Here is a 22522-nt window from a genome sequence, read left to right on the forward strand (position 1 = left end):
AAAAAGCTCAGCGTTTGCTGGGCTTTTTTTGTTTCAAAAAAACGAAAGATACGCCGATTTATCGGTGCATTGGTTTACAAGCAAGCGCCTGTAAGTTACACTATTAAGCGTATGCAATTTAACAGAAGTCGTGAATATATGACTTCAATTGGAGGAATTTTTACATGGTCGCTAAAGCAGAATTTGCTAAAAAAGAAGGCAACCAAGGCGAATTGACGTTCTCAATCGCTAATGACCAAATCCAAAAGGGATTGGATCAAGCCTTCGCTAAAACTCGTCAACAATTAAACGTTCCTGGTTTCCGTAAGGGCAAAGTTCCTCGCGCTATCTTCAACCAAATGTATGGTGAAGAATCATTATATAATGACGCGTTGAACATCATTTTACCAGACGCTTACTCTAAGGCTGTCGAAGAAGCTGGCATTACACCGGTGGACCAACCTCAAATAGACGTTAAAAGTATGGAGAAGGGTAAAGACTGGGTCTTAAAGGCTGATGTCACAGTTGCTCCGGAAATTAAATTAGGTGAATACAAAGGGGTCACGGTTCCTAAGCAAAGCACTACTGTAACTGCTAAACAAGTCAATGAAGAATTAGACAAAATGCGTGAACAACAGGCTGAACTAGTCTTGAAAGAAGACAAGCCAGCTGAAAATGGTGACACAGTTGTGATCGATTTTGATGGTTCTGTTGATGGTGACCATTTCGATGGTGGTAAAGCAGAAAATTACAGCCTCGAGCTAGGTTCTAACTCCTTTATTCCTGGTTTTGAAGACCAATTGGTTGGCCATAAGGCGGATGAAGACGTTCAAGTCAAGGTCACTTTCCCTAAGGATTACCAGGCTGAAAACTTAGCTGGTAAAGATGCCATTTTTGATGTCAAGATTCATGAAGTTAAGACAAAGGAACTGCCTGAGTTAGACGATGAATTTGCCAAGGATGTTGACGAAGATGTGGACAGCTTAGATGAATTAAAGGCTAAAACTAAAGATCGTTTGAAGGAAGAAAAGAAGCAGTCTGCTCACGATGCGATTGAGGATGCTGCAATTAATGCCGCTGTTGATAATGCAGAGGTTATCGGTGGTAAAATTCCTGATGCCATGATGGATGAAGATATTCATCGTCAGATGGACCAATATCTGGCCCAAATGGCACAACAAGGCATTAACCCAGAAACTTACTACAAGATCACTGGGACGACCGAAGAAGATTTGCACAAACAATTCGCACCAGACGCTGAACGTCGAGTTAAGACGAACTTGGTCTTGGAAGCCATCGTTGACGCTGAAAAGCTTGCCGCAACTGATGCCGATGTTGATGCTGAAGTTAAGGAACTAGCCGGTCAATATGGTATGGAAGAAGATGCGGTCCGGTCTGCCTTGACAGCTGATATGCTGAAACATGACATTGCCATTAAGAAAGCTGTTGACTTGATTGCTGACAATGCAAAGCAAGAAAGCAAAAAATCAGAATCAAAGAGCGATAAAGACTAAGTCATTGCTTTTTAAAGAGTGATTGTGTTAAAAATGAGTGACCAATTATGGTTGCTCATTTTTTAATGAGGACTGTTGCATATTAGTGCTAGTTGTATCATCAGCTTGGCGTCTGGACTGCGAGTAAAGCAGGACGTTAGCCGTTTGATGTAGAATCTGCTATGATGTTGATAGTCAATTGGTGAAAATACGCACCAGTAGTGAAATTATGAGAGCGAGGCTGCTAATGTTTGATAATACAGATCCCAACGGCCCAGTAACCTGTTCATTTTGTGGAAAATCACAAGACCAAGTGAAGAAGATTGTGGCCGGGCCTGGCGTCTACATTTGTAATGAATGTATCGATTTATGTAAAGAAATCATTGATGAGGAGTTCGCTGAAGATGCAGCGAGCCAAATTTTAGACGTACCAACACCTGCCGAGATTGTAAAAACGTTGGATCAATATGTCATTGGTCAAAGCGAGGCCAAACGAACATTGTCCGTGGCAGTGTATAACCATTACAAGCGGATCAATGAATTAAATGCTGAGGATGATGGCACTGAACTTCAAAAGAGTAACATTAGTATCATCGGCCCTACTGGTTCCGGTAAGACATACTTGGCCCAAAGTTTGGCTAAGATCTTAAATGTTCCGTTTGCGATTGCCGATGCAACCACATTGACGGAAGCCGGCTATGTGGGTGAAGATGTTGAAAATATCTTGTTGAAGCTCCTGCAAAATGCCGACTACGACGTTGATCGTGCAGAACACGGGATTGTTTACATCGACGAAATCGATAAAATCGCCAAGAAGAGTGAAAATGTTTCAATCACCCGTGACGTGTCAGGCGAAGGGGTTCAACAGGCCCTGCTAAAGATTTTAGAAGGAACCATTGCTAACGTGCCACCGCAGGGCGGTCGTAAGCATCCACAGCAGGAATTTATTCAGATCAACACGACAAATATCTTATTTATCGTTGGTGGGGCGTTCGATGGCATTGAGAATATTGTTAAGAATCGGTTGGGTGAAAAAACAATCGGTTTTGGCACAGACTCAGCTAATAAGAGCGAAGTTGCCAATATGACGGATAAGGATATCATGCAACATGTTGTCCCTGAAGATTTACTTGAATTTGGCTTAATTCCTGAATTTATCGGGCGGTTGCCAATTCTGACAGCGCTGGAGAAGCTTGATGAAGATGACTTGATCCGGATTTTGACGGAACCTAAGAATGCGTTAGTTAAGCAGTATACCAAGCTCATCGGTCTGGACGGCGTGAAGTTGGAATTCACGCGACCAGCTTTACGTGAAATGGCCAAATTAGCCATCGCTCGTGATACCGGTGCGCGAGGGTTACGTTCAATCATGGAAGCGACGATGCGCGACATTATGTTTGAGCTACCGAGTCGTGATGATGTTGAGAAAGTCGTCTTGACCAAAGACACGGTGGTTAATCACGCCCAACCAGAAATGGTTTTAAAAAGTGAAAAGGCATCTTAGTTATTCTTAGTACAAGATTGTGATTAGTAAACGTTCTGTGCCCAAGCGGTATAGAACGTTTTTTGTGATGTGGTCAACTCGATCGTCACATGTTTATAATAATTCAGTTCAGCAAACCGACCGATTTTTGGACGTGGCTATGCTATGATAGAAGCACTGAAACTAATGTGATGAATGGTGACTAAATCAGGAGGTACCACGCGTGGAGGTACATGAGGTTAATTTAACAATTAGTGCGGTGGCGCCAAAACAGTATCCGGACGGTGGTTTACCGGAGATTGCCTTAGCTGGGCGATCCAACGTTGGCAAATCGTCATTGATTAACACGTTAATCAATCGAAAAGCTTATGCACGGACTTCTAGCCAGCCGGGTAAAACACAAACGCTAAACTTCTATAATGTCGAACAACAAGTTTATTTCGTTGATGTTCCTGGATACGGTTTTGCTAAAGTTTCCAAAAAGGCTCGTGAAGCCTTTGGTCAGATGATTGAGACTTATTTAAGTACCCGCAAACCCTTACGCGGCGTGATTTTACTGGTGGATGCCAGACACGATCCGTCTGAAGATGATATTAGTATGTATGATTGGCTAACTTACTACGACATTCCGCTGCTAGTGGTAGCAACGAAGTCTGATAAAATTGCCAAGGGCAAGTGGAATCAATCAGAAAGTCGAATTCGCAAGGGTTTAGGCATGCAAGCAGGCGCGCCTTTTATTCAATTCTCTGCCGAAACTAAGCAGGGGAAAGAAGCTGTGTGGCAGTGGATCGAGCAACAAGCAGCTTTGTAAAATGATGGCTAAAGGAGAAAAACATGGAATTTAATCATTACCAAGATGAAGCTAAGCGTACCTTATTTGGTAACGAACAAGTGCTAACCAATCTAACTTTAGGGGTCGCCAATGAGGCTGGCCAGGTGGTCGACTTGGTTCAACGTTACACCTTTCAGGGTCGAACGTTAGACAAGGAGAAGCTGACCCACGAATTGGGAGATACACTATGGTATCTGTCACAAATTGCTGAATGGGCTAATATCGACTTTGAAGAAGTTGCTCAACAGAACTTGGCGGAGTTAAACCAACGCTATCCAGATCCACAGCACGCAAAATGGGAATGAGCTCACATAAAAATGGTCAACGATGCATGACATCGTTGACCATTTTTTATGGACATCTTACTGATTATTTGACTGATCTGCCTTTTTTTCTGTCGTGGCTGGCTTTTCTTTGTCGGTCAAATGTTCACGTTTTAATGGTGTTTTGGAAGGATCCTTAACGTCTTTTGGGTCCAATGCAAATTGATCGAATAATTTGTCAAGGTCGTCACGGCGTTTAAATTGTAATCCCATCAGGGCGGTACCTCCTCGTATCAAGCTGCGGCTATTGTAGCAGATTTTAACGCTAAACAAAACTACGTTGATTTTAATCAAAGTGAAGCCTAATGAACGAAAATGAGAAACAGCCGTAAAAATGAATATTTGATTGAATATACGGCGATAAATGTATATTTAGACTATTTTTACATTTTATATTGCATATTTTTTCATATTAGCCTATACTCGATTTCATTATCAAATCGATGGGGGACAACAATAGATGAAAAAGATCATGAATTGGTGCTTACTCGTGCTGGCTTTATTATTAACCCTGGGTATCACCGCACCAAGTAAGGCCGACTCGACACCGGCAACTGATAAGTATTTAACCAGTGTTAAAGCCAAAGGCGAACTAGTTGTGGGGACGAGTCCAGATTTTCCCCCCTATGAATTCACCAAAAACGTCAATGGGCAATCAAAAGTGGTGGGGATGGATATTGACATCGCTAAGAAAGTCGCCAAAGACATGGGAGTCAAGTTAGTCATCAAACGAATGGATTTTGACTCGCTGCTAGTCGCCTTACAGACTGGTAAAGTTGATATGGTGATTGCTGGGATGAGCAAGACACCCAAGCGGGCCAAAAGCGTTGATTTTTCCAACGTTTACTATAAATCTGGGGAAGATTTAGTGATTCGGAAAGCGGATTTGAAATCAATCAAGAGCTACAAATCGCTGGCTGGCAAAGCAATTGGCGCTCAAACGGGGTCCATTCAATACAACTTAGTCAAAAAGCAGGCCACTAAGTCAACGTTAAAAGGCATGGATAAAGACACCGATTTAGTGTTAGCACTGCAAACGAACAAGATTGATGCAATTGCGTTAGATTCGCCAACGGCTGAAGCCTATGCGAAGAACACGGATGGTTTAGTGGCTATTAATGCTCATTTTAAAGACGACGGTGAACAAGGTTCTGCCATCGCTTTCCCCAAGGGCGCTCAGTCGATGGTTAACTCAGCCAATAAATCAATCGCTGAAATTAAACAAAAACATCTCATTCAAAAGGAATATTTGCCGGATGCCGGAAAATATTTGGCAACCGGTAAATCGAAGAAAGCTCAAAATGCCAACTCAATGTGGGCTTATAAAGATTTCTTTGTCGCTGGTGTCGGCTACACGTTGATGATCTCTGCCGTCTCCGTTGTGTTAGGCTTCTTGTTGGGAACACTGTTAGCCCTAATGCGGTTAAGCAAGAATAAACTCGCCAATGCAATTTCAGTTAGTTATATCGAATTTGTGCGGGGCACGCCGTTAATGGTCCAAATTTTATTTATTTACTTTGGCCTTGGCGTGGTGGTGAATATTCCGGCTTTGTTATCTGGGATTATCGCTGTTTCCCTAAACTCTGGAGCTTACGTGGCCGAGGTGATTCGGTCCGGTATTAATTCCATTGCCACTGGGCAAACAGAAGCGTCACGTTCGTTAGGGTTATCACAGTCAATGACGATGCGGTACATCATTTTGCCACAGGCGATGAAGAATATCTGGCCAGCTTTAGGCAATGAATTTGTTTCTTTAATTAAAGAAAGTTCGATTGTTTCGATTATTGGGGTCAAAGACCTGATTTATCAGTCCCGGATTGTGCAGGCTGATACGTATCGGGGCGTTATGCCATTAGTCATTACGATGATCTTGTACTTTATCATGACCTTTGGTTTGTCCCGGGTAATGAAGTTCTTTGAAGGGAGAATGTCTCATGAATAACAAGCAAGAAACGACCCCCGTATTAGCGGTGCAACACTTGAAGAAAGTGTTTGGTAAAAATGAAGTGTTAAAAGACATTGATGAAGCCGTTGAAAACGGTCAGGTCATTTGTTTAATCGGTCCATCAGGAGCTGGTAAAAGTACCTTTTTACGATGCCTTAACATGTTAGATCAGCCCACCTCTGGGGCTGTGATCTTTGAAGGCGACGATCTCACCAAGCTAGATGAAAAACACTTGGATCAAATGCGTGAACAGATGGGGATGGTGTTCCAGAGTTTCAATCTATTCCCTCATAAGACCGTGTTGGAAAATATTAAATTAGCGCCGATGAAAGTCAAAGGCGTGGCCGAAACGACAGCGACAGCTGATGCTCATCGATTATTACAGCAAGTTGGCCTAGATGACAAAGCGGATGCGTTTCCAGCAAGTCTATCTGGTGGTCAGCAGCAACGGGTGGCCATTGCCAGAGCGCTGGCGATGAATCCAAAAGTGATGTTATTTGATGAACCCACTTCCGCGCTCGATCCTGAAATGGTGGGCGAAGTTTTAAAGGTCATGCAGGATCTTGCCAAGGCAGGGATGACAATGGTGGTCGTCACTCATGAAATGGGCTTTGCTCGGACAGTGGCCGATAAAGTGTGGTTTATGGCCGATGGGTACATTCAAGAATCAGCGACACCAACAGATTTCTTTGATCACCCGCAAACCGAGCGTGCTAAAGATTTTCTGGCTAAGATTTTGGAAGCCTAACATCGGCGCGTGGAGGAGAAAATAATATTATGGAACAAACGGCGGCATTGAAAATTTTAACTGATTTAATCGCAATTCCTTCGGTCAATGATCATGAAGCGCAAGTTGCTGATTATTTGACTGAATTATTTAAAGATCAACCCGCTCAAATTGAGCGGGTCACTTATGCGCCAGGCCGCGACAATCTCGTGATCACAATAGGGAACCATGGTCCAATCCTTGGCTTTTCAGGGCACGAGGATGTTGTAGCTGCAGGTGATCCAGCGGCTTGGCAATATCCACCGTTTTCTGGAACCGTTGCCGATGGAAAAGTTTTTGGGCGTGGTGCTAGCGATATGAAGGCGGGTTTAGCAGCTCAAGTGGTCGCCATGCTGGATTTATTGGCCGCTCATAGATCACTACCAGGACAAATTCGTTTGTTGGCTTCGGTCGGCGAGGAAACAGGCGAATATGGTGCTGCCCAGCTTACCAAAGCTGGTTTTGCCGATGACTTATCGGGATTAGTGATTGGTGAACCGAGTGGGTTTGACATTAAAGTGACGCACAAGGGTGTGATTGATTATCGCCTTGAATCGCTTGGCAAAGGCGCGCATGCGTCACGGCCAGATCAAGGGGTTAACGCGATCGAACCGTTAATTGCTTTTGCCCAGCAGGTGAGTGAAACGATGGCGCATAATGATCAAAAAGACCCAGTTCTAGGCGGATTAACCCACGTGTTGAGTCAAATTCACGGGGGCGAACAAATTAACTCAGTGCCTGCGCAAGCTTGGCTAACAGGTAATATCCGTACGATTCCTGCCTATCCAAATGACGTTGTGATGAAGCAACTAGCTCACATTGTTGATCAGTTGAATGCACAAGGGGCTCAATTAACGCTTAGTTATAGCTATCCTGAGCCACCACTACCAAGCCAGGCCGATACTAAGCTGGCGAAAATGGCCGCCGATTTACTCCAAACCAATTTTCATCGCGGTGGTCACTTGGTGGCCGGCACTGGCGCGATTGATGCTTCAGAATATACTAAGGTGGGGAATTTACCGATTATTATCGTCGGACCGGCTGCCGGTACAACGGATCATCAGGTCAACGAATTTGTCGAGGTGGATGATTACTTAGTTGGTTGTGACTTCTACCGTCAGTTAGCCGAAACTTTCTGGGCAGCTGATTAAATAAGTTTGAGAAAACAAATTTTACACTGCTCACTTAATCTAGTTGACCATTTTAAAAAAGTTCCAACGTGCGCTTAAAAGAAGCTAACCGTTGGAACTTTTTTGTGCAAGCAGGTGGATGCATGATCGGGTAATTGACAATGAAATCATATGATCATCGTTTAATTTAAGCCTAATCTAGTGCTAGGTGGTTCTCAGCTTGTACGACGCTGAGTTATCAATAAGCCATTTTACTTTTTCGAACGGATGTTCTTGCGGTATACTGAACTTACGATTTTACAGAAGACGGAGGCGAAAGTGTGGCGTCCGAACACATTGAACATAAGCTAGCCTTGTTACCTGACATGCCAGGTTGTTATTTGATGAAAGATATCAACGGCAAAATTATTTATGTTGGGAAGGCCAAAAATTTAAAGAACCGGGTTCGTTCGTATTTTAAAAGTGCCCATGAAGGTAAGACAGCGCAGTTAGTGGCGCATATTGTTGATTTTGAAACAATTATCACCTCAACGGATAAAGAAGCGTTTTTACTGGAAATTACACTTATTCAGAAACATCAGCCTTATTACAACATCAAATTGAAGCGGGGGACTGGTTACCCGTATATTAAAATCACCCATGAACGTGATCCTAAAATGGTGATTGCTAACGATGTCAAAAAAGATGGTGGCTATTATTTTGGTCCCTATCCGAATGTTTATGCTGCTGAAGAAACACTGCACTTTCTGCAGAAAGTTTATCCGTTGCGTCGTTGTTCAGGGTACCAAGGACGACCGTGTTTGTATTATCATATGGGTCAATGTCTCGGCGCTTGTTTTCAAGAAGTACCGGAAAGTGCTTATGATGAGCAAATTAAGCGGATTAAGTCATTCTTAAACGGCAATACGGGGCGGGTGATTAAGCACCTGCAAACGCAAATGACCGAAGCAGCTGAAAAGTTAGAGTTCGAGCGGGCCGCTGATTTACGTGATCAATTGCACTATATTGACGTTACGGTGGAGAAACAAAAAATCATTAGTAATGATCAGACGCCGCGGGATATTTTCAACTTTTATTTGGATAAGGGTTGGTTGTCCATTCAAGTCTTCTTCGTTCGCCAAGCCCGCTTAATGAAACGTGAGAAGCGATTATTCCCAGTTGTTTCGACGGCACCGGAAGAAATGCAGACCTTTATCATGCAGTTCTATAATCGCAAAAATGCGATCTTGCCTAAGGAAATTCTGGTGCCAAGTTCAATTGACGCGGATAGTCGACGGGCGATTGAAGAAGTCCTAAATGTCGCTGTTAATGTACCGCAACGTGGGGTGCGCCGCGATTTGATGGAAATGGCTGGCAAAAATGCGCGCTTAGTTCTCGAAGAAAAATTTCGATTATTAGAGTTAGACGAGCATAAAACGACTGGCGCGATGCAGGAGATCGCTGATGCAATGAATCTGCCGCCAATCAAACGGATTGAGGCCTTTGACCACTCTCATGAACAGGGGGCTGACTTAGTCTCAGCGATGGTCGTTTTTGAAGACGGTGTACCGAATAAAAAGTTATATCGTAAGTACAAATTAAAGACGGTGGATCATGCGGATGAAACGGCTAGCACGATGGAGGTCATTCGCCGGCGATACTCACGGCTATTAAAAGAGCATGCTGACTTACCGGATTTGATTTTGATGGATGGCGGCGCGATTCAGATGAACGCGGCCAAAGATGTGTTGGAAAACGAACTGGGATTAGACATTCCGGTGGCCGGAATGGTCAAAAATGATCATCACCGAACGGCGGATCTGATGTTTGGCGAACAAGACGAACATTTGAATCTGGATCCGAAGTCACAAGGTTTTTACTTATTGCAGCGAATTCAAGATGAGGTCCACCGTTTTGCAATTACTTTCCACCGCCAGTTGCACAACAAGAATTCATTAAGTTCGCGGCTGGATGAAATTCAAGGCGTTGGCCCTAAAACACGTGCTAAGTTGCTTAAAAAGTATGGTTCATTGAAAAAGATTGCCAATGCTTCCGTCGGTGATTTGCGTGAACTAGGACTGTCCGAAACAGTTGCCCAGACGGTTCACGTGGCCGTTGGGGCAATGGTCACTGGCGAAGCGCAACAGTCGTTAAGTTACCTTGATCGTCAGCAGAATAAGTAACGAGCATTAAGCACCATCGAATTTGGGGCACCCCAAAATCTAAATTCAGTCTCGAACCTAAAACGCTAAAACGTGGGAGACCAGTTGAGTGACTTCGCTTTGCGAACCTCGAATGATGGCAGTTGATTTATCATTCGTAGTCCGACTTTAATGCGTGGCGCTTACTGACTGATATCCCGCTGTTTTTATTTATAACAGTTAACGATATTTTTATTTCGTTTAACACACCAATCCCACGGTTTCCGTTTGCCCTTCAGTGAATCGCACTGTACAATAGTGAGAGCGGAATTGAACGAATGAAGCACGGTCAGGGATCGTGAATTGATACAACAAGAGACGGAGAATAAAATGGCATTTGTAGATCAAGCAACAATTGAAGTAAAAGGTGGCAATGGCGGTAACGGAATTGTTTCTTTTCGTCGAGAAAAATTTGTTGCCAACGGTGGACCATTTGGTGGTGATGGTGGTCATGGTGGTAATGTCATCATGGTTGTTGACGAAGGTCTGCGCACGCTAATGGACTTTCGGTATAACCGCCATTATAAGGCTAAACACGGCGGCAATGGGATGACCAAAGGAATGACGGGTCGATCAGCAGCGGATTTAATTGTTAAAGTTCCTGGTGGAACCATTATTCGAGATTTAGATACAGATGAAGTATTAGGTGATCTCACGGAACCTGGCGAACAGTTAGTGATTGCCAAGGGTGGGCGTGGTGGCCGTGGCAACATGAAATTTGCGACCCCCAAAAATCCTGCTCCTGAAATCGCTGAAAATGGTGAACCCGGACAAGAGCGGCGGATTGGCCTAGAACTCCAATTGTTAGCTGACGTGGGACTGGTTGGTTTTCCTTCTGTCGGTAAATCCACGTTGATGTCGGTCATTACGAATGCGAAGCCAAAAATTGCCGCCTATCATTTTACGACGATTGATCCCAACATTGGTATGGTTCGTTTAGAAGACGGTCGCGACTTCGTGATGGCTGATTTGCCGGGATTAATTGAAGGCGCAAGCGACGGGGTCGGACTTGGATTCCAATTTTTACGGCATGTGGAAAGAACTCGGGTTTTACTTCATCTAGTCGCGATGGGTGGCGATGAATTTATGGATGAAACGACGAGCCAGTCACCAATTGACGCCTTTCGAGCGATCAATAAGGAGTTAGGCGAGTACGACGCTGATCTATTAGAGCGACCGCAGATTGTGGTCGCTACGAAGATGGATTTGCCGGGTGCTCAAGCACGTTTTGACGCGTTCAAAGCCGCGATTGCTGCGGATGATAGTTTATCAACTAAGCCACAGGTGCTGGCCATCTCCTCAGTGACGCACGAAGGACTGACACCGTTGATTAAGGCGACTGCCAATTTGTTGGCGGCAACACCAGTCTTTAAGCCAGCAGTGGCTGAACCAACGGATAGCGTCTTATATCAATTTGATCCAGATGAAGCACCCGCCTTCACCGTCGACCAAGTCGAAGACGGCACATGGGTCCTCAGTGGTGACAAACTTGAACGCTTATTTAAGATGACGAATACGCAACATGAACAAAGCATGATTCGTTTTGCCCGTCAATTAAGAGGCTTAGGGGTTGATGATGCCTTGCGAGAAGCTGGGGCTAAGGACGGCGACACGGTTCGTATCCTAGACTTTACGTTTGACTTTATTGAATAATCGCGCCACCTGTAAGATGAGTTTGTGAGGAAATTAGAGGGTTTTCACATGGCAGTAAAAACAGTGCCAAAACAGCGGCACTATATCACTGGTATCGATGGTTTTCGAACCATTGCGGTACTGGGTGTCATTGCGTATCATTTGTTACCTGCGTTTTTACCGGGTGGGTTCCTTGGGGTACCCATCTTTTTTGGTCTGACTGGTTATTTAGTGACCGATAGTTTTTTGGATCAGATCCATCAAGGAAATGCATTTTCGGTTGGACAATTTTATCGGCATCGACTAAAACGACTGTCACCGGCGTTATTTGCCATGTTAATTAGTACTAGCGCTTATATTACGGTGTTTGCGCGGCCGCTGCTGGCTGGTTTGCGCGCCACGATTATTACAAATGTGCTATATGTCTATAATTGGTTTGAAATTAGCCACGGACAATCGTATTTTGATCGGTTTAATGGTGAATCGCCATTTACGCATCTATGGACATTATCCATTGAGGGACAGTTTTACTTAATCTGGCCGTTTGTAATTTGGGGACTCGTTAAATGGTTGAAACAGCGCGCCAGAATCGCCAGTACATTGGCTGGATTGGCCGTTTTGTCAATGATTTTAATGGCTGTGTTGTATCATGGCGATGCGAGTGTTAACCGGGTTTATTATGGTTCAGATACGCGGGCCTTTTCTTTATTCTTGGGGGCTGCATTGGCAACGATTTGGCCGTCACGCCAACTTAATCCCCACCTTAAAGTCGGCGGGCGGCGGCTGTTGAATTGGATCGGTGGAATTAGCCTAGTGGTCATGGTCCTTATGTATTGGTTAATCTCAGGAACCGACGCCATCACTTATCGTGGTGGCATGGCCTTGTTTTCGGTGCTGACGACCTTCATGATTGCGGTGATTGTTCACCCGGGAGCTAGTTGGAATCGATGGTTGACCAACCCTGTGTTCACCTGGATTGGCAAGCGGAGTTATGGGATTTATCTATATCAATTTCCGGTGATGGTTTTTTACGAACGACGCGTTGTGAACGTGGCGGCTCATCCAGTGCTTAATTCATTAGTTGAGCTAATACTTATTTTAATCGTGACCGAATTATCTTATCGATTTATCGAACAACCGTTAGCTGGTCGAAGCTGGTCGATCAATTGGCGGCAACTGCAGCGGAAAATACGACAACCGATGCAATGGCTTAACCAGCCTGCTAAGTTGGGGACTATCGGTGTGATGTTAGTGTTAACTTTGTTGACTTTGGCCGGCTTCGTGCAAGCTCCCAGTCGTGTTAACGGCGCCAAAAACGCGCAAGCTAAACAGATTGACGCGGCCGGAAAGCGCGCTGATGTGCGTAATCGTAAAGTAGCCAAAGAAAAAGCCGCGTTAAATGCTTCACGGAAGCAATCACGGCAAACAGACGCGGCAGCTGACAAACAACTAAATCCTGCCCAAAAGCAAACGGCCACTAAGTTTGGTTTAACCCCAGCGATGATGTTAGCAGCTCAACAGACCTCTGTGACAGCGATCGGTGACTCCGTGTTAGTAGATAATGCGGATAATTTGCAGCAGGTCTTTGGTCATGCTTATGTGGATGCAAAGGTTGGTCGACAAGTCTGGCAGGCTCCGGCAGTTATTGCTGATCTTAAAAAGCGGCAACTCTTGGCGCCTAACGTCCTCATTAATTTAGGGACAAATTCGCCGTTGACTCAAGGTCAAGTCGACGATGTGCTGAAAGCCATTGGTCCTAAACGACGGGTGTTCTGGGTTAATACCGTCGTCCCAACAAAAAACTGGCAAAATCAGGTCAATGACCTCATTAAATTTAATGCGGATCGTTCTAAACAGGTTTATTTGGTGGATTGGTATGGCCTTAGCCATAATCAACCTAGTTGGTTTGGCGAAGATCATGTGCATCCTAATCCAACAGGCAGCCTCGCCTATACCAAACTAGTGGTCCAAACAATCGTCAACCAACATTAAACGGGCCTTACATGAAAACTAATTTTTCATCGATTAGACGATAGCCAAATAATTCTCGGTTGGTTGGCAGCAGCACAATGCGCCAGTGACCGGGAATTTTTTGAGTTCGTGTGTTAAATTGATCCAAGGTGATTGGGTAATTCGTCCCAACTTGTAATTGTAAGCGATGGGTCGCTGAATCAATCTCAATAGCGGTAACGGGTTGAGGTTTAGTCGCTTCATAAATAAACAGTGGTCGGTTAAGATCATAGCCGGCTGTCGCAAAGGAAAAATCAACGAGACGCATAGAAAACCTCCTGATAAGTATGGTCATCATAGCACAACTAATGCGTATCAGGCTGTAAGTAAGTGGTGCTGCACGTGATAAACGCGTACTGCCGCGAACAAGTCGCCCGTACGCTTCCATTGTTTTTTAGGGTTAAGTTCAGTAAAATTGAGAGCAGATTAATTTTTTTAAAACTAGGGTAAATGACCAATTATCGACATGTGGTTGGGTTATTTTTAAATTTAGGAAACGGGACAGATATGGAAATTGAATTTTTAGGAACCGGCGCCGGTTCGCCGGCGAAAGCGCGAAATGTTTCCAGTTTAGCGTTGAAATTATTGGATGAACGTAATGCATTGTGGTTATTTGATTGTGGAGAAGGCACACAGCATCAAATTCTAAATACCACAATTAAGCCCCGCAAGATTGAAAAAATTTTTATCACTCATTTACATGGTGATCACTTGTTCGGTCTGCCTGGGTTATTGAGTTCTCGCTCATTTCAAGGTGGCAATGAACCACTCACGATTTACGGTCCCCGTGGCATCAAGGAGTACGTCCAGACAAGTCTACGGTTATCAGAGTCTGGCCTGACTTATCCGCTGAAATTCGTAGAGCTAAATGGCGACGGTATCATTTTTGATGACGCCACGTTCACGGTTTCGTGTAAACGATTGGATCATAAGATTTTGACTTTTGGTTATCGAGTCGTTGAAAAAGATCATCGCGGCGAATTATTGGTGGACAAATTAAGTGCCGAAAAGGTGCCATCTGGGCCAATTTACGGCCAGTTGAAGGCTGGGAAAAAAGTCGCCCTACCAGATGGACGAGTACTCAACGGTCAAGATTTCATCGGTCCGGCCCAGAAAGGCCGAATTGTGACCATTCTCGGCGATACGCGAAAAAATCGCCGATCCATTGAATTAGCGGTGGATGCCGATGTTTTGGTTCACGAAAGCACCTTTGCTGCAGATGAAACTAAAATGGCGCATAATTACTATCACTCAACAAGTGACCAGGCGGCTCAAGTGGCTCGCGATGCACATGTCGGCCGGCTACTGTTGAATCATATCTCGGCGCGTTATAATGGACGAGGAGCCAAAGAGTTAGAGCGTGAAGCACAGCGAACATTCAAACGGAGTAAGGTTGTGCGGGATTTTGATATCATCGACATTCCTTTTAAAAAATAAGGTGGCCTACTTAGTTGGTAGGCGCCGCCGAGGTGAGTAGAATGATGAATTTATCGAGCAAACTAAAAGAATTACGTAATTTGAAGAATCGAATTGTGTTAATTACGGGTGCGTCATCAGGAATTGGACAGGCCACGGCTTTTGAAGCTGCGCAACGAGGTGCCATCGTCGTCTTGATTGCGCGTAATCAGCAAAAGTTAAAGCAGGTGGCCCAACAGTGCATGATTTATTCTGGCCGGCCGGCGTTTGCCTATCCGTTGGATTTAAGCGATGCAGATGCGATCGATGAGACCTTAACGTTAATCGGGCATGAAGTCGGATCTGTTGACGTCGTGATTAATGCTGCTGGGTTTGGCGATATGGAACCTGGTTTGGAAACCGATGCCGCTTTAACCCAAAAGATGTTCGCAGTTAATGTGTTGGGGCTAATTTATATCACGCGTCGATTGGCGAGTCAGATGATCGATAAACATTATGGGGCGATTGTAAACATTGCTTCCGTGGCGGCCCTAATTCCAACCCCGAATTCAGCTGTGTATACGGCAACCAAAGCAGCGGTGACTGGCTATAGCGATGTGATGCGTCAAGAACTACAACCGTTTGGAATTCAAGTCACAACGGTGAATCCTGGACCAGTGGCCACAAACTTCTTTAACGTGGCTGATCAACAGGGCGATTATTTAGCCCGCGTCGCTAATTTTACGGTGACGCCCCAATTAGTTGCTCAACGCATCATTGATGCGATTGGATACCATGTGCGGAGTTTAGTCATTCCACGCTATTTCCGTTCACTGGCGGTAGCCTATCATCTAATGCCTGGGATTGGCGATTTTATCATGTCACAAGTGTTCAAACCACGACCAGCTAACCGGATTCATTTAAGTGAATCAAGTCAGGAGCCAGCCGAATGAAGAATCAATGGCGACTAGTGTTAGGCTTGTTGTTGGTGTTGGTCATCGCGATCTTTGCCGTGATGAATGGTAATTCAGTCCCAATTCACTTTGGCGTCACAACGGTGAGATGGCCGATGATTTTAATCTTAATTGTTTCACTGTTATTTGGCGCGTTGATTACGGTATTGGTTTCAGCGGGTGGTCACCGTGACCGGGAACCTAATGAAGCTAAGACGAGCCAAGAAAACATGCAATTACAGCAGCAAAACCAAGCATTAACGCAAAAAAATGACCAATTAAATCAATTGATTAAACAACGTGAACAAACGATTGAAACGCTTCAACAACAACTAGATGCCAAATCGTCAACCGACGACCATTTGGCCCACTAAGCTGTTGGGCTAATCAAACAGCCAGACCTTTTATGGTCTGGCTGCTTGCCGTTACGTTGAATTAATTCAGATTGAATGTGATTTTAGGCGAAGGGGACAATAATTTTGTTAGAAGCCAAGTTTAATTGGAAGAAAAGCACACCGGCGGATGAAACTCAGGTGGCGACGTTAGCTAAAAACGCAGAGATTACACCGTTTTTAGCCCGCTTATTAATCAGTCGTCAGTTAACGACCGTTGAACAGGTACAGGCCTGGCTAACGCCAACGATTGAGCAACTTCATGATCCTAATACGATGTTTGATATGGCTAAAGGTGTGGCCCGAATTCAAGCGGCAGTGTCTAATGGTGAACAAATTACTGTTTATGGGGACTATGATGCCGATGGCTTGACGAGTACTGCGTTAATGTATGAAACGCTGGCCCAATTAGGTGCTGAAGTAAATTACTACATTCCGAATCGCTTTACAGATGGTTATGGCCCAAATGTTGAGGCGTTTAATCGCCTTATTGATGCTGGGACTCAGTTATTTGTGACGGTTGATAATGGGGTTGCCGGGCAGGCTGCCATCGATGCGGCAAAACAACGGCAAGTTGATGTGGTGGTCACGGATCATCACGAATTACCAGCCGAATTACCGGACGCCTATGCGATTATTCATCCACGTCATCCGCAAGGACACTATCCGTTCGGAGGGCTATCTGGGGTTGGCGTGGCCTTTAAAGTTGCCCAAAGTTTGCTAGAAGCTTCAGCAGATGAGTTAAGTGATGCTTTGGATCTAGTTGCCATTGGTGAAATTGCTGATTTAGTGCCTTTAACTGACGAGAATCATGCGTTAGTAAAATTCGGGCTGCAAGTCATCAGTCAAACGCAACGTCCCGGGTTAATTGCCTTAATGAAAGCGGCAGGGATTGACGCAACTGCCATCAATGAGGAACATGTGGGCTTTGGGATCGCCCCGCGCTTAAATGCCTTAGGCCGTTTAGGGGATGCCAATCCAGCAGTGGAACTCTTAACGACTTTAGACGAAGATCGTGCCACTGAGTTAGCGCAACAAGTTAATCGGCAAAATGAGGCTCGTCAAGAGTTGGTTAAAACAATTAGCGCAGATGCGCTAACGCAGGCCCAGAATGCTGAAAATCAAGCGCGGACAGCTTTAGTGATTCATGGTCAAGGCTGGCATGAAGGCGTTTTGGGAATCGTTGCTAGTAAAATCGTCGAAGCCACGCATAAACCGACATTAGTGTTAAGTGACAATCCTGATCAAGGTACGCTGAAAGGGTCTGGGCGCAGTATTGAGGGGTTTGATCTGTTTGCTGCGTTGAATCCGATTCGTGACCATTTAGTCGCTTTTGGTGGACACGCCATGGCTTGTGGTCTAACTGTGGCACAGGCGCAGTTAGATTTACTGACACAGACATTGATCGACGCCGGGGAAAGTCAAGCTATTGATGTCACTCAAAAGGCGACTTTGCCAGTAACGACGACGATCGCGGTCAATGAAGTAACTGAATCGACCTATCAGGAAGTTCAACAGTTGGGACCTTTCGGTATGGATAATCCCCAGCCAATCTTTGAAATTCGGCCGACCCATGTCGACAATATCAAAACGATGGGCACTGCTAAAAACCATTTGAAATTCATGTTATTTGATGATCAGCAGGTGTCGGTGCCCGCGATTGCCTTCGGTTTGGGGCATGCTATAGATCAGGTTACGGCTAACCCGGAAAATGTTGCCGTTGTTGGGACACTGTCTGCCAATACTTGGCAAGGGCGAACCACCTATCAACTGATGGTGAAAGACCTTCAGGTGGAAGGGGTTGCCATTGTGTTGACCCGGACCAATAATCTGACGAAGCCATTGTTTGCCCGACCGGCGACTTATTTATTCTTCCAGGGAAAATTGGCCGATCAGTTGCAGCCTTATTTGTCCGATGATGCTCAGGTGCTTCGGGTTGGTGTGAATGAGTTGCCAGCAAGCATTAAAGATTTGGTCATTGTAGACTGTCCACCGTCCTTAACGGTGCTGCAGCAAGTTTTAGCGGCGACGCGGGTGGATGAACTAACGACCTATTTCTATGAACGGGATTCAGCTTTTTTGAGTGGGATGCCGAGTCGGGCCGAATATAGCAAGTTGTTCAATTTTATCAAAACCCATCAAAATGTCGATGTGGGCCAGCAGATGGCCGTTCTCGCCGATTTTTTAAAGATTGATTTGAACAAGCTGATTTTCATGATTCAGCTGTTTTTTGAGGCGGGATTTGTTAAAATAGAAGCTGGTGTGATGAACGGTGTCAGCGATCCCAAGCCTGCTAAGTTGTCAGAAATGGCGGCCTATCATCAGCGGTTACAACGGATTGACGCCGAAGAAAAATTATTGTATTCAAAAGGCCCCCAACTAAAAGCTTGGTTGGTGGAAGCAATGAACCAGGCTATTTAAAGGAGTGAAAAACGTGACCTTAGATTTAACCAAGTACATCGCGACGGTGCCAGACTATCCAGAAAAGGGCATTATGTTTCGCGATATTTCACCACTGATGGGGGACGGAGAAGCCTATCATCAAGCGACAGATACGATCGTCAGTTATGCGCGTGATAAGCATGTAGATATGGTGGTCGGACCCGAATCACGTGGCTTCATTGTTGGTTGTCCGGTAGCTTACGAATTAGGCATCGGTTTTGCCCCAGCACGTAAAAAAGGGAAGTTACCACGTAAAACGATTAAAGCTGATTACGCTTTAGAGTATGGAACCGCCTCATTATACATGCATGATGACGCAATTCAGCCGGGGCAACGCGTGTTAGTCACTGACGATATTTTAGCCACTGGTGGCACAATTGAAGCAACGATCAAGCTTGTCGAACAATTGGGCGGTGTCGTTGTTGGCTGTGCTTTCTTACTTCAGCTTAAGGAATTGAACGGATTGGCCAAGTTAAAAGATTACGATACATTAGTTTTAATGGATTATTAGTCGAAAAAACATTCACTGTTTTGTAAAAACGGTGAATGTTTTTTAGTCTAGTTTTGTTCACGGTATTGTCGTTGTTCTTCTCTGATTCCTGCCAGTACAAATCGGCTGGGATCTTCGCTGGTATCATTCAACTGGGTTGAACCATTCGTTGGCAATTGCGTTAAAAACATTTGTTCATAGGTTGGGACATCTACTTGCTGCCGCTTGTCTAACAACTGCTCAATTGCGGCTTGGTCGAATCCGGATTGATAATTAGCTTGCAGGGTTCCCGTGAAAAATTCTCCTTCTGCGCCCGATCCATAGCTGAATAAACCTAGTGAAGCGCCTGCAGCCAGATCCCCGTTTGCTAAAAGCGATAGCAGACTCAAATAAAGCGAGCCAGTGTATAAATTGCCAACTCGGCGATTCCAAACTCTGGCTTGTTCGAAATGACTGGTTAATTGTTCGGCATGCTCAGGGTCTGTTTCAGGCAAAACCGTGCGCAATGCTTTTAATCCCATTTTTGAAAATGGCAAATGGAATAACAGTGCCTGATAATCTGACAATTGATGATGATAAGTTTTTGTGAACTGATGCCAAATATCTTGGAAGAAGTCGATATAAATATTAGCGGAGTAATGGCCGTCCACACGGGCCTCCGTCGCATAGATCGGGCGCCAAAAGTCCATCACATCTCGGGTTAAATACGTGCTCTCATCGCTTAACGCCAAAATTGTCGGGTCTTGGCTCATCACCATTGCCACGGCACCGGCACCCTGAGTGATCTCACCGGAAGTCTTCAGGCCATAGCGAGCTATGTCAGCAGCTATGATAAGCACGCGACGTTTTGGGTGGGCTAGTAAGTAATCTTTGCCTAACTGTAAAGCAGCAGTCGCCGAGTAACAGGCTTCTTTAACCTCAATCGCTCGGGTATGTTCGGTCAGTCCAAGCAAATGCTGAAGGTAAATTGCCGCAGCTTTGGAGTTATCAATTCCTGATTCAGTTGCGAATAAGATCAAATCGATGGTCGAACGATCCTCTTCGGTCAGAATTTGAGCCGCTGCATTAGCTGCCATGGTGACCACGTCTTGGGTAATCGGGACGACTGCCATTTGTGATTGTCCAATGCCGATATGATACTTATCCGGATCATCGCCACGAGCATGGGCCAGATCGGTCATATCCAAAAAATATTGTGGGGTGTAAAACCCTATTTTATCGATACCAACTTTCATTATTCTTGCCTCATTTATTTTCGAAGTGCTTGGTAAATTTATTTTCAAACCGTTCATTAACTTTAACCGCTGATGTCTTTACAGTCAAATCTGTGATTGTTATACTATTACTTGCGACATGCTTTGGAGAGTTGGCAGAGTGGTAATGCAACGGACTCGAAATCCGTCGAACCCGTGTTGAGCGGGCGCGCAGGTTCAATTCCTGTACTCTCCTTAATAAACGTTGATATGTCAGCGCTCCGCAGCCTTTCGAGGTTGCGGCTTTTTGTTGCTTTCAAACACTTGTTTGGGGTCGAAATCGGCATTCCAGTACCAGTGCAGTACCAGCTCGAAAAATCAGGCTGCCGTTTTAGGCGGTAAACGCGCCCGGAATTTCATGTGATCAGACCTTTCTTTTAGAAAAATTTGTCGAGAGCGTCGGCGGTTTCGCGTTGCTTGTTTGGGAAAAGATGCCCATAAGTGTCAATCGTTATAACGATTCTGGCGTGCCCCAGTCGTTCCTTGATGATCGTGTGCTCTGTTTCTTGTTCGACCAATGGGGCGACGTGTGAATGCCGGGATGATCATTAATGAGGTGCCTGATCGAGTAACTCAAATTGGTGAGAACGGCATTGAAGAGCGTCAAGAATCAGACCTTGATGATTCTGAGCGTGCTAAGAGAACTACCACAGTAACGATGATTGAATCACAAAAGTTTTTATCAGTGTTGAAGCGGGCAGATGTAGTCGAAATTGATGGCACCCTGAGGCTTAAACAGCTGAAAAATACTGCAACACCGGCTAAACGAGCTGAAATCGTGTTGAATGCAGCCCATGTTGAATTAGATACGCGGGGGACGACCGACGCCTTAATTAAGCAGACACGTGTTCATTTCGACGCTCCAACGCCGTCTAATCGAAGAGAACGACGTACGGTCGAGTTAACTGATAAGAATAATGAATATTTCACTGATCTCTGGAACCAGATTGCATATGAAGTCAACTATCATGTTTGTTTCAGTGAACCTGAACTGATCGACGACATTGTTGATGGCGATAATCCACTTTGTGAGATTCAGGTTACGCCAATGACTGCCATTCAGACTCGTGCCCGCTTAAGACTGGCAACGAATCGAATTGATGATGAAGTCGTAGAAACGAACACAACCTATCCAACGTGGGATAATATGCCGATTATGGATGTTACCCATCAGATTGCTGATCGAGTGGGTCGGACCCGCGTGGCAATTATTAAAATCATTCTGCAAGCAGTCAAGATTGATCCTGAATTTATGATCCGTCTTAAGCAGAATTCCGCGCTGTTCGTGCGTTGTGCAATCAGCAAAATTCAGGTGCATCAACGCAAATTGCTGAACAAATTACTGGTCTACGTTCAAAGTGCAAAACTGTGGTAAGGATAGTTTCCAGCTGTAGGAAGCAGCTGGAAACACTCTGTGGCAAGTGCCCCAAACCTGCTATTCACTAAGTAAGACACTGTATAAGCAGATAGCTGTCCAATCGAAGGAGGAAGAGAATTTCGCAAAGGCATTAGCACAGGAAAAACGTATTCGCTATTTTTTAAAGTTGCCTAACAGGTTTAAGATTCCAACACCATTTGGTAATTACAATCCTGACTGGGCAATTTTGGGCGAATCGGATGGCAATGGCCGATTCTATTTTATCATCGATACAAAGACAATTCGTGAAACGGGTGAACTGAATGCTAAAGAGCAGGATCGTATTCGCGCCAGGCGACAGTCTTATTCTGTGGATGGCCTCGATAAAGTCAGATTTGAGGCATCTGTTAAGGTAATCGGCGACTTATTAATTTAGCCTAAGGAGACATGATGAAATGGAACCACTA

Annotated in this window: 20 protein-coding genes and 1 tRNA gene; 18 read left to right on the top strand and 3 right to left on the bottom strand. The window is 44.8% G+C overall.

Annotation, left to right across the window (positions count from 1 at the left end; genetic code table 11):
* Positions 1–164 precede the first annotated feature (164 nt).
* The 4 genes from tig (at position 165) to AC27FN_RS00860 (ending at position 4092) form a co-directional block, all read left to right on the top strand.
* Positions 165–1493 carry a trigger factor gene (tig, locus tag AC27FN_RS00845; RefSeq protein ID WP_487166142.1) on the top strand — a complete coding sequence of 443 codons (1329 nt, stop codon included), beginning with the start codon at positions 165–167 and terminating at the stop codon, positions 1491–1493.
* Positions 1494–1719: 226 nt separating this feature from the next.
* Positions 1720–2976 carry an ATP-dependent Clp protease ATP-binding subunit ClpX gene (gene clpX / locus AC27FN_RS00850; RefSeq protein WP_487166143.1) on the top strand — a complete coding sequence of 419 codons (1257 nt, stop codon included), beginning with the start codon at positions 1720–1722 and terminating at the stop codon, positions 2974–2976.
* A gap of 202 nt (positions 2977–3178) precedes the next feature.
* Positions 3179–3766 carry a ribosome biogenesis GTP-binding protein YihA/YsxC gene (gene yihA, locus AC27FN_RS00855; protein WP_487166144.1) on the top strand — a complete coding sequence of 196 codons (588 nt, stop codon included), beginning with the start codon at positions 3179–3181 and terminating at the stop codon, positions 3764–3766.
* Between the two features lie 23 nt (positions 3767–3789).
* On the top strand, positions 3790–4092 hold the full coding sequence (locus AC27FN_RS00860) for a nucleoside triphosphate pyrophosphohydrolase family protein (RefSeq protein WP_407882427.1): 303 nt from the start codon (positions 3790–3792) through the stop codon (positions 4090–4092).
* Positions 4093–4149: 57 nt separating this feature from the next.
* Here AC27FN_RS00860 and AC27FN_RS00865 read toward each other — a convergent pair whose 3' ends face one another.
* Positions 4150–4323: an SPJ_0845 family protein gene (locus AC27FN_RS00865; RefSeq protein ID WP_487166145.1), complete on the bottom strand. Its 174-nt coding sequence runs from the start codon at positions 4321–4323 to the stop codon at positions 4150–4152.
* Between the two features lie 247 nt (positions 4324–4570).
* Here AC27FN_RS00865 and AC27FN_RS00870 point away from each other — a divergent pair, with 247 nt between their 5' ends.
* The 6 genes from AC27FN_RS00870 to AC27FN_RS00895 all read left to right on the top strand — a co-directional run bounded on the left by AC27FN_RS00870 (position 4571) and on the right by AC27FN_RS00895 (position 13755).
* Positions 4571–6052, top strand: coding sequence for an ABC transporter substrate-binding protein/permease (locus AC27FN_RS00870; protein ID WP_487166146.1), 1482 nt, complete (start codon positions 4571–4573; stop codon positions 6050–6052).
* On the top strand, positions 6045–6803 hold the full coding sequence (locus tag AC27FN_RS00875) for an amino acid ABC transporter ATP-binding protein (RefSeq protein ID WP_487166147.1): 759 nt from the start codon (positions 6045–6047) through the stop codon (positions 6801–6803). Before AC27FN_RS00870 ends, AC27FN_RS00875 begins: the two co-directional genes overlap by 8 nt.
* A gap of 29 nt (positions 6804–6832) precedes the next feature.
* Positions 6833–7972, top strand: a complete 1140-nt coding sequence (locus AC27FN_RS00880) for an ArgE/DapE family deacylase (protein WP_487166148.1) — start codon at positions 6833–6835, stop codon at positions 7970–7972.
* Between the two features lie 299 nt (positions 7973–8271).
* Entirely contained in the window at positions 8272–10113 is a 1842-nt protein-coding gene (gene uvrC / locus AC27FN_RS00885) for an excinuclease ABC subunit UvrC (RefSeq protein ID WP_487166149.1), read from the top strand.
* A gap of 348 nt (positions 10114–10461) precedes the next feature.
* Positions 10462–11784 (top strand): GTPase ObgE, encoded by a 1323-nt coding sequence (gene obgE, locus AC27FN_RS00890; protein ID WP_487166150.1) that lies wholly within the window; start codon positions 10462–10464, stop codon positions 11782–11784.
* A gap of 48 nt (positions 11785–11832) precedes the next feature.
* Positions 11833–13755 carry an acyltransferase family protein gene (locus AC27FN_RS00895; protein WP_487166151.1) on the top strand — a complete coding sequence of 641 codons (1923 nt, stop codon included), beginning with the start codon at positions 11833–11835 and terminating at the stop codon, positions 13753–13755.
* Positions 13756–13762: 7 nt separating this feature from the next.
* Here the strand turns inward: AC27FN_RS00895 and AC27FN_RS00900 are convergent, their stop codons facing one another.
* Positions 13763–14041 carry a hypothetical protein gene (locus AC27FN_RS00900; RefSeq protein ID WP_487166152.1) on the bottom strand — a complete coding sequence of 93 codons (279 nt, stop codon included), beginning with the start codon at positions 14039–14041 and terminating at the stop codon, positions 13763–13765.
* A gap of 239 nt (positions 14042–14280) precedes the next feature.
* On the opposite strand from AC27FN_RS00900, the gene rnz reads away from it, so the two are divergent.
* From rnz to AC27FN_RS00925, 5 genes are all read left to right on the top strand, one after another.
* A complete protein-coding gene (rnz, locus tag AC27FN_RS00905) occupies positions 14281–15210 on the top strand; it encodes a ribonuclease Z (protein WP_487166153.1) in 930 nt (309 codons plus the stop codon).
* Between the two features lie 41 nt (positions 15211–15251).
* Complete coding sequence (locus AC27FN_RS00910) at positions 15252–16121, top strand: SDR family NAD(P)-dependent oxidoreductase (RefSeq protein ID WP_487166154.1); 870 nt, start codon at positions 15252–15254, stop codon at positions 16119–16121.
* Entirely contained in the window at positions 16118–16495 is a 378-nt protein-coding gene (locus AC27FN_RS00915; protein ID WP_487166155.1) for a LapA family protein, read from the top strand. The genes AC27FN_RS00910 and AC27FN_RS00915 overlap by 4 nt, the downstream gene beginning before the upstream one ends.
* 105 nt (positions 16496–16600) lie before the next feature.
* Positions 16601–18934, top strand: coding sequence for a single-stranded-DNA-specific exonuclease RecJ (gene recJ / locus AC27FN_RS00920; protein WP_487166156.1), 2334 nt, complete (start codon positions 16601–16603; stop codon positions 18932–18934).
* 13 nt (positions 18935–18947) lie between these two features.
* Positions 18948–19466 carry an adenine phosphoribosyltransferase gene (locus tag AC27FN_RS00925; RefSeq protein ID WP_487166157.1) on the top strand — a complete coding sequence of 173 codons (519 nt, stop codon included), beginning with the start codon at positions 18948–18950 and terminating at the stop codon, positions 19464–19466.
* 47 nt (positions 19467–19513) lie between these two features.
* Here AC27FN_RS00925 and AC27FN_RS00930 read toward each other — a convergent pair whose 3' ends face one another.
* A complete protein-coding gene (locus AC27FN_RS00930) occupies positions 19514–20680 on the bottom strand; it encodes a hydroxymethylglutaryl-CoA synthase (protein WP_487166158.1) in 1167 nt (388 codons plus the stop codon).
* A gap of 125 nt (positions 20681–20805) precedes the next feature.
* On the opposite strand from AC27FN_RS00930, the gene AC27FN_RS00935 reads away from it, so the two are divergent.
* From AC27FN_RS00935 to AC27FN_RS00945, 3 genes are all read left to right on the top strand, one after another.
* Positions 20806–20894 (top strand) — tRNA-Ser (locus tag AC27FN_RS00935).
* Positions 20895–21239: 345 nt separating this feature from the next.
* On the top strand, positions 21240–22073 hold the full coding sequence (locus AC27FN_RS00940; protein ID WP_487166159.1) for a hypothetical protein: 834 nt from the start codon (positions 21240–21242) through the stop codon (positions 22071–22073).
* A gap of 46 nt (positions 22074–22119) precedes the next feature.
* Complete coding sequence (locus AC27FN_RS00945) at positions 22120–22491, top strand: restriction endonuclease (protein WP_487166160.1); 372 nt, start codon at positions 22120–22122, stop codon at positions 22489–22491.
* The last annotated feature ends 31 nt before the right edge of the window (positions 22492–22522 follow it).

The organism is Furfurilactobacillus sp. W61-4 (genome assembly GCF_057545565.1).

What these genes read in the sequence shown, in the direction of transcription:
- AC27FN_RS00915 (WP_487166155.1), top strand. Translation starts at nt 16,118, where the DNA reads ATGAAGAATCAATGGCGACTAGTGTTAGGCTTGTTGTTGGTGTTGGTC.
- rnz (WP_487166153.1), top strand. Translation starts at nt 14,281, where the DNA reads ATGGAAATTGAATTTTTAGGAACCGGCGCCGGTTCGCCGGCGAAAGCG.
- AC27FN_RS00930 (WP_487166158.1), bottom strand. Translation starts at nt 20,680, where the DNA reads ATGAAAGTTGGTATCGATAAAATAGGGTTTTACACCCCACAATATTTT.
- AC27FN_RS00875 (WP_487166147.1), top strand. Translation starts at nt 6,045, where the DNA reads ATGAATAACAAGCAAGAAACGACCCCCGTATTAGCGGTGCAACACTTG.
- tig (WP_487166142.1), top strand. Translation starts at nt 165, where the DNA reads ATGGTCGCTAAAGCAGAATTTGCTAAAAAAGAAGGCAACCAAGGCGAA.
- AC27FN_RS00910 (WP_487166154.1), top strand. Translation starts at nt 15,252, where the DNA reads ATGATGAATTTATCGAGCAAACTAAAAGAATTACGTAATTTGAAGAAT.
- AC27FN_RS00860 (WP_407882427.1), top strand. Translation starts at nt 3,790, where the DNA reads ATGGAATTTAATCATTACCAAGATGAAGCTAAGCGTACCTTATTTGGT.
- AC27FN_RS00895 (WP_487166151.1), top strand. Translation starts at nt 11,833, where the DNA reads ATGGCAGTAAAAACAGTGCCAAAACAGCGGCACTATATCACTGGTATC.
- AC27FN_RS00880 (WP_487166148.1), top strand. Translation starts at nt 6,833, where the DNA reads ATGGAACAAACGGCGGCATTGAAAATTTTAACTGATTTAATCGCAATT.
- AC27FN_RS00940 (WP_487166159.1), top strand. Translation starts at nt 21,240, where the DNA reads ATGATCATTAATGAGGTGCCTGATCGAGTAACTCAAATTGGTGAGAAC.
- obgE (WP_487166150.1), top strand. Translation starts at nt 10,462, where the DNA reads ATGGCATTTGTAGATCAAGCAACAATTGAAGTAAAAGGTGGCAATGGC.
- AC27FN_RS00870 (WP_487166146.1), top strand. Translation starts at nt 4,571, where the DNA reads ATGAAAAAGATCATGAATTGGTGCTTACTCGTGCTGGCTTTATTATTA.
- AC27FN_RS00900 (WP_487166152.1), bottom strand. Translation starts at nt 14,041, where the DNA reads ATGCGTCTCGTTGATTTTTCCTTTGCGACAGCCGGCTATGATCTTAAC.
- AC27FN_RS00865 (WP_487166145.1), bottom strand. Translation starts at nt 4,323, where the DNA reads ATGGGATTACAATTTAAACGCCGTGACGACCTTGACAAATTATTCGAT.
- clpX (WP_487166143.1), top strand. Translation starts at nt 1,720, where the DNA reads ATGTTTGATAATACAGATCCCAACGGCCCAGTAACCTGTTCATTTTGT.